At 52.0% G+C, this 6,523-nt stretch carries 7 protein-coding genes; 2 read left to right on the top strand and 5 right to left on the bottom strand.

The genetic code is table 11. From position 1 onward, the window contains the following. Positions 1-65 precede the first annotated feature (65 nt). Positions 66-1,232: an aminotransferase class I/II-fold pyridoxal phosphate-dependent enzyme gene (locus BMX58_RS02820; protein ID WP_068622202.1), complete on the top strand. Its 1,167-nt coding sequence runs from the start codon at positions 66-68 to the stop codon at positions 1,230-1,232. 307 nt (positions 1,233-1,539) lie between these two features. Here BMX58_RS02820 and scfB read toward each other — a convergent pair whose 3' ends face one another. The 4 genes from scfB to BMX58_RS02840 all read right to left on the bottom strand — a co-directional run bounded on the left by scfB (position 1,540) and on the right by BMX58_RS02840 (position 5,235). After that, the gene (gene scfB / locus BMX58_RS02825) at positions 1,540-2,943 is read right to left on the bottom strand and encodes a thioether cross-link-forming SCIFF peptide maturase (protein ID WP_068622237.1); all 1,404 of its coding nucleotides are present in this window, start codon (positions 2,941-2,943) and stop codon (positions 1,540-1,542) included. Between the two features lie 68 nt (positions 2,944-3,011). Continuing rightward, positions 3,012-3,167 (bottom strand): six-cysteine ranthipeptide SCIFF, encoded by a 156-nt coding sequence (gene scfA, locus BMX58_RS02830; protein ID WP_084253821.1) that lies wholly within the window; start codon positions 3,165-3,167, stop codon positions 3,012-3,014. Positions 3,168-3,337: 170 nt separating this feature from the next. After that, positions 3,338-4,810 (bottom strand): aminotransferase class I/II-fold pyridoxal phosphate-dependent enzyme, encoded by a 1,473-nt coding sequence (locus BMX58_RS02835; RefSeq protein WP_068622239.1) that lies wholly within the window; start codon positions 4,808-4,810, stop codon positions 3,338-3,340. A 140-nt stretch (positions 4,811-4,950) separates the two neighbouring features. Then, positions 4,951-5,235, bottom strand: a complete 285-nt coding sequence (locus tag BMX58_RS02840) for an SMP-30/gluconolactonase/LRE family protein (RefSeq protein ID WP_068622205.1) — start codon at positions 5,233-5,235, stop codon at positions 4,951-4,953. A 238-nt stretch (positions 5,236-5,473) separates the two neighbouring features. Between BMX58_RS02840 and BMX58_RS02845 the strand changes: the two genes are divergently transcribed. Beyond that, complete coding sequence (locus BMX58_RS02845; protein WP_084253823.1) at positions 5,474-6,076, top strand: hypothetical protein; 603 nt, start codon at positions 5,474-5,476, stop codon at positions 6,074-6,076. Between the two features lie 297 nt (positions 6,077-6,373). On the opposite strand, the gene BMX58_RS02850 is transcribed toward BMX58_RS02845, so the two are convergent. Continuing rightward, a partial coding sequence (locus tag BMX58_RS02850; protein WP_242653619.1) for a cold shock domain-containing protein occupies positions 6,374-6,523 on the bottom strand: 150 nt, incomplete at its 5' end.

Raw genomic sequence — 6,523 nt, forward strand, 5'->3', positions numbered from 1 at the left:
CTTCCATATAGAGTGGGCGTTCCACTAGAAATCATCAAGGATAGTTCATCCAGAGGAGACAAATTATGAGCAGAGAAACGAACCGTTTGGTAAAACAACTGAAGGGATCACCCATCCGCAACTTCGATGCTGCCATCAGCGATGTAAAGGATCTGATCCGTTTCACGATGGGCGAGCCTGATTTTGATACGCCGGAATTCATCAAAGCGGCAGCCGAAGAGGCGCTGAAACTGAACCAGACCCACTATGCGCCTTCCGCCGGGGTCCTCGAGACCCGCAAGGAAATCGCGAAGTTCATGGAGCGGAAATACGGGCTGCATTTCGACGCAGAAACCGAAATCATCCTGACGGTCGGTGCGACGGAAGCGATCACCGCTTCGATGTTCACGCTGATGAATCCGGGGGACAAGGTGATCATCCCATCTCCGGCCTTCCCGCAATACGAATACGTGGCGCATCTGGCGGGCGGCGAGAGCATCATGATCGACACTTCCGGAACGGGCTTTTTGATCACACCCGAGGATCTGAAGGCTACGCTGGATGCCAATCCGGAAACAAAAATGATCGTATTGAACTACCCGAGCAATCCGACCGGTGCAACCTATACGCAGGAAGAGGTCGAGGACTTGGCGGCAGTGATCGCACAATATGATGTCTTCGTGCTCAGCGACGAAATCTACAGCGAGCTGACCTATGACGGCAGCCATACTTCCATCGCCAAGTATATCCCGGAGCAGACGATCGTCATCAACGGGACATCGAAGAGTTACGCCATGACCGGTTGGCGCGTCGGCTTCGTCGCCGCCCAAGCGGAGCTGACCCGCGAAATCCTGAAATACCATCAAAGCCTGGTCACTTGCGGCTCGACTCCTGCGCAGACCGCAGCTGGCGTTGCTTTCCGTGATGGTGATGAAGTCACCGCGACGATGAAGGCCGCTTACCGCAAACGCCGCGATATCCTGTTGGAAGGCCTTACGGCTGCCGGGCTGCAGATCCACAATCCGGACGGCGCTTTCTACCTGTTCCCGCGCATTCCGGAACAGTACGGCAACGATGACTGGAACTTCTGCATCGACTTGGCCCGCAAAGCCGGAGTCGGCGTCATCCCCGGATCGGCTTTCGGTCCAGCCGGCGTCGGCTACTTCCGCATGAGCTACGCCGCCAGCGATGAAAACGTCAGCGAAGGCTGCCGACGGATCGTCGCGTTTCTGGATGAGTTGAACGGGAAATAAAGGAATGACTGTTGAACCGTGCAATCGGGTGATTGTGCGGTTTTTTCTGTTCTTTTTTGGCCGGGGATCCGGCCCGCATTCTGGGATGGTTCCCCCGGTTAGGGCTGCTTCGCCGGAGTTGGAGCCGATATTTTGACGGTTCCTCCGGTTGGGACGGCTTGGTCGGAGTTGGAGCCCGAATTCCAAGTTTTCCTCCGGCCACCATCCCCTTCACCGGAGGAAAAACCGGTGCTGCCCTCCTCCACGACAAAAGAAGTGCACACCGGCAGCAATCCGGCGCGCACTTCTTTAATTTTGTCTCGTTTTTTTACATTTCAGCTGCCATTTCGGCTTCCATCTCGCGGATCTGTTCGGCGACTTTCACCATCATTGAGCATTCCACGCGTTTGCGGAACAAGTCGCAACTGAACTCGTAGTTGCCTTTCAATGATCCGGTCGCATGCAGCGAATTTGCAGGGCAGCCGCCGCTGCAGTACAATTTCGCCCAGCAGCTCTGGCATTCCGGTTTGGAATAGCAGTTGACTTCCTTGAATTGGCCTTGCAGTTCCGGTTTGGTGACGCCATCCCAGATATTGCCCAGGCTGAATTCTTCATCACCGACAAACTGATGGCAAGGGAACAATTCGCCCCAAGGCGTGACAGCCATGTATTCCGTTCCCGACCCGCAGCCGGAGATGCGTTTCTGGATGCATGGTCCTTCAGAAAGATCCAGCATGTAGTGGTAGAAGGTGAAGTCGTTGCCTTCTTCGCCGCGCTTCAGCATTTCCTCCGCCAGGATTTCATACTGTCGATACAGTGCCGGAAGGTCTTTTTCCGTCAATGCGTAAGGTTCGTTCGGATCGCAGATGACTGGTTCCATCGAAAGTTTGTCGAAGCCAAGATTCGCGACGTGGAAAATGTCATTCGTGAAATCGACATTGTTGCCCGTGTAAGTGCCGCGGACGTAGTATTCCTTGTCGCCGCGCCCTTCCACGAATTTTTGGAATTTCGGCAAAATGTAGTCGTAGCTGCCTTTTCCGTTGACGGTACGGCGCAGACGGTCATGAACTTCCTTGCGTCCATCCAGGCTCAACACGACATTGTACATTTCCTTGTTGAGGAATTCGTTGATCTCGTCATTCAAAAGCATCCCGTTCGTCGTGAAGGTGAAACGGAAAGTTTTTCTGTACTCCTCTTCCTTGCTGCGGGCATACTCGACGATCTGCTTGACGACGCGCCAAGCCATCAATGGCTCGCCGCCGAAGAAGTCGACGTCCAGATTACGGTGGTAGCCGGAGTTCTCAAGCAGGAAATCGATCGCTTGTTTGCCGACTTCGAATTTCATGATCGCACGGTCGCCGTTGTACTTGCCTTGGCTGGCGAAGCAGTAGTCGCAAGTCAGGTTGCAGGTGTGGGCCACATTCAGGCACAAAGCTTTAACGAATGTCTGGCGGTTCTTCAAGTCGATGGAAAGGTCTTGGTACATGTCCTCCGTGAACAGTTCCCCGTTGGCCTTCAGTTCTTCGACATCCGACAGCGTATCGCGGATTTCCGTTTCGTTGACTTCAGGATCATCCGCATATTGCTCCAGCATCTTTGCGACGATATCTTCGGCCGGCGTCGCTTCGTAGAGCGCGATAATGTCGTAAGCGAGATCGTCGACGACATGCACGGATCCGCTGTAGGTATCCATGACGATATTGTATCCGTTCAGTTTATATTGATGAATCATGTTGGTTTCAAACTCCTCTTTGTCCATAAAATTGCCGCCCAACTGGAATCAGTCGGGCGGACTCTTTTTTACTTCGCTGCTTGTCTAGGGTTCACACAGCTTTGATTGGCGATTCCGCAAGAAGTTTTGCATGCGGATTGGCAAGATGTTTGGCATGCTCCGCAGCCGCCGTGTTTGGCAGTATCCTTCAGGTTGCGGGTGCTTAATGTTACGATTCTTTTCATAACGACATCTCCTCTGAAATAGGTTAAGGAAGCATATTGCTTGACAGAAAAACACTTCCTTTGTGAATAATTTTACCAACAAATTGTTAGTCCGTCAATCTGCCTATCTATCAGCATAGTGACCGTTTTTATCGATATCGTGATCCGGTCAATAACTATTTAAATGTAAGTTAATGAGCAAGGTTTTTCTGCCTAATGATCCGGATAGTTTCCGGAAGCCCCTCGGCATCGCTGTGGACTTGCGTCCCCTTTTCCAACAACGACTTGATTTGGCGGATAAATCCGCTATTGATCCGTTCTCCCGGAACAAGCAATGGGATGCCCGGCGGATAGGCCCAGATATATTCGGCTGCTGTTTGGCCTACCGCTTGCTCCAGCGGACATGCGGCTTTTCCCGATTCCAGCGCCTGCCAGATTCTGCATTGTTTTTCGGGCAAGGCGAAAAGGAGTGTCGCATCATTCGAAGCCTGCTCTCCAGCCGCGGATCCAAGCGAACGATCAACGGCCAACAGTGCAGCAGCCAAAACCGTCATCGCGGAAGCCGTATCGCAGACGCTCGTCATCGCCAACGCATGGTCTCCGTAAGCCATCTCCATTTCGAGCTGATGCTCGCTGCGCAGAATTTCCGCAAGTCCCTGTCCGCTCAAGCCGGTACCTTGCGCAGAAATCAGGATTTTGCCTTGGTCGAAAGCGAAAAAGCTCGGGTGCACCACCGGACTGTCGTTGCCGTGGCACAGCACCTTGAGATGCTGGAGCTGCTTCATTTTTTCCGAAAAAACGGACAGCCTTTGATTGTAGTCTTCGAACAGCCGCTCCCCTTCATCGCGCAGCAACCGGAAGCAGCGATCGATCGATGCCATCAGCACATAGGACGGCGAACTACTTTCGAAGATGGCGAGTTGCCGGGCCAGTTCTTCCGGGCTGATCAGATCGCCGGTCAGATGGGCCAACGATGTCATCGTCAAGGAAGGCAACGTCTTGTGCAGGCTCTGGATCACAAGGTCGGCTCCGAGGACAATCGCGCTGTCCGGAAACTGTTGCGAGTAATTGAAGTGCGAGCCGTGTGCTTCATCGACCAGCAACGGGATGCTGTGCGCATGGCAAATTTCTGCAATCGCTGCGATGTCGCTGACCACCCCTTCGTAGGTCGGCGAAGTCAAAACGACCAGCTGCGCATCGGGATGTTCCTCCAGCGTTCCGGCGATGCTTGCCACCGAGATGGCGCCGTGAATGCCGAATGCTTCCTCCATTTCCGGCACCAGGTAGACCGCCTCCAATCCGAAAAGTTCGATCGCATGATAGACGGATTTGTGGCTGTTGCGCGCAATCACAATCTTGCCGCCGCGTCCCGTCGCGGCCCGGATTCCCGCCAGGATGCCGCAGGTGCTTCCGTTGACAAGGTAAAACGAGCGCTTCGTGCCGTAGAAATCCGCGATTTCTTCCATATATTCTTTCAGAATGCCGCTCGCGCCGTGCAGATTGTCGAAGCCGCCGATTTCCGTGATGTCGATGGCGTAGGGGAGATCCGCGCCGAGCAGGTTGGTGTTGCGCTTGTGCCCCGGCATGTGCATCGGGATGCTGCCGGATGCTGCATGTTCTTTCAATCTATCCAATAGCGATGGTTGCATGGTCTGTTTATCCATTTGTTTACCCTTTTCTTTTTTGATTTGTCTGTTTCCATTATAGCAGAGGGTGAACAGCAAAAAATGCCCATCCTCACATTATATTCTGAGAATGGGCATGAATCTGCGTATATGCTATTTCGCTTGTTCCGTACTTTCGATCAGCCGGACGAAGGCAGGATATGATTCCGGAAAATACCGCTCCTTTCTGCTTCGAGGATCATCCCATCCCGATCGAGGACGGCGCAACCGACCGGTCCGTCTGTCAAATAAGTCCGTACCTCGCCGCTCTCCGGATCGATGGCATAGATCATGCTGTCCTCGATCGAAACGCAATACAGCAAATTGTTCGTTGCATCCCAGTGCGGTCCTTCAAGCAGTCCGGATCCCGCATAGAAGACCGATTCCGGTTTCGGGATCCTCACTTCCTCTGATTTTCCCACCATACTCAATCACCTCATTTTTGTTTGTGACAACTGTCCTCAGTATATAACAACAAAAAATGCATGCCAATTGAAATGATTTTGCTTAAATTTCATAACACAAACGGTTGCAGCTCTCAATTTGGCCTCAAGCAATAGCTGGAATTCCTATTGCCGCCAAAATTGGTGCTATAATGACTGTATACCTGAAGCAGGAACAAGCACAGTCAGGTCAAATCCAGAATTCGTCAGGAGGATTCCCATGAACACGAATAACGTCGAAAAACAAAACAGTCATTTGGACTTGCATGATAAAACGGTAAGGGAAATTTTTGAACTTTACAAAGAGCACGCAGAAGTGCCATACATTTCCGACAAGCGCGACAAGGAAAGCTGGCTGAATGCAGTCCACATCGGTTCGGAGCAACTGGTCCCAAAACGCAACATGATTCGTTTCGAAGAAGACATTTTGCCGGGGCATCTGATCCTGTTGTGGCGCATCCAATTCGGCACATTCACAAGCGAAAGCGTCTATCCGAAATATTTTGAATACAACTACGGCATCAACGGCCCGCAGGCATTGGCTGAAGTGATGGAAAAAGGCTATGCAGTGGAGCTTTCTGCGGCTGACTCGCTGGATCACCTCAATGCCGCCAGCCTGAAAGCCATCCTGAAGCATTACGGAGTGGCTGGCTATTCCAAGATGAAGAAACCGGAATTGATGGCACTCGCGAAACAGGAATTGAGCGAAGAACAGTTGGATTCCCAGGTTGCAGTGAGAGGATACCGCATCACCCCGGCAGGCGAAGCAGTCTTGGCAAAACATCCGGAAGTTGTCGACCGCCATCCGAAGAAAAATTACTGATGAAACGAAATAAGCCGCCGGAATCCTTTTCTAAATTGGTTTCCGGCGGCTTATTTTGTTCGCATTGCTCCGGTGGGCCGGGGCTCCAGCGAAGGGCGGCTGTTGGACGATATGCTCATCTCCGGCCATAGCAGCTTAACCGGAGATGAGGCAGCCGGTTGAGCTGCTTCTCCGATGTGAACCCCACAATCGGAGGACAGACTGTTTCAGAAACTTTTTCCCCTGCTGGACCTGATCCTGCCTGATTCAAAAAAAGAACCCGATCCGAAGATCAGGTTCCTATAAGTTTAATTTGAATTAAGCTTTAACAACGTTAGTTGCTTGTGGTCCGCGGTTACCTTCTTCAACGTCGAAAGTTACTGCTTGGCCTTCTTCCAAAGATTTGAAACCTTCAGATTGGATAGCTGAGAAGTGTACGAATACATCGTCTCCGTTTTCGCGTTCGAT

The sequence above is a fragment of the Trichococcus ilyis genome, assembly GCF_900109135.1.
Taxonomy (GTDB): Bacteria; Bacillota; Bacilli; order Lactobacillales; family Aerococcaceae; genus Trichococcus; species Trichococcus ilyis.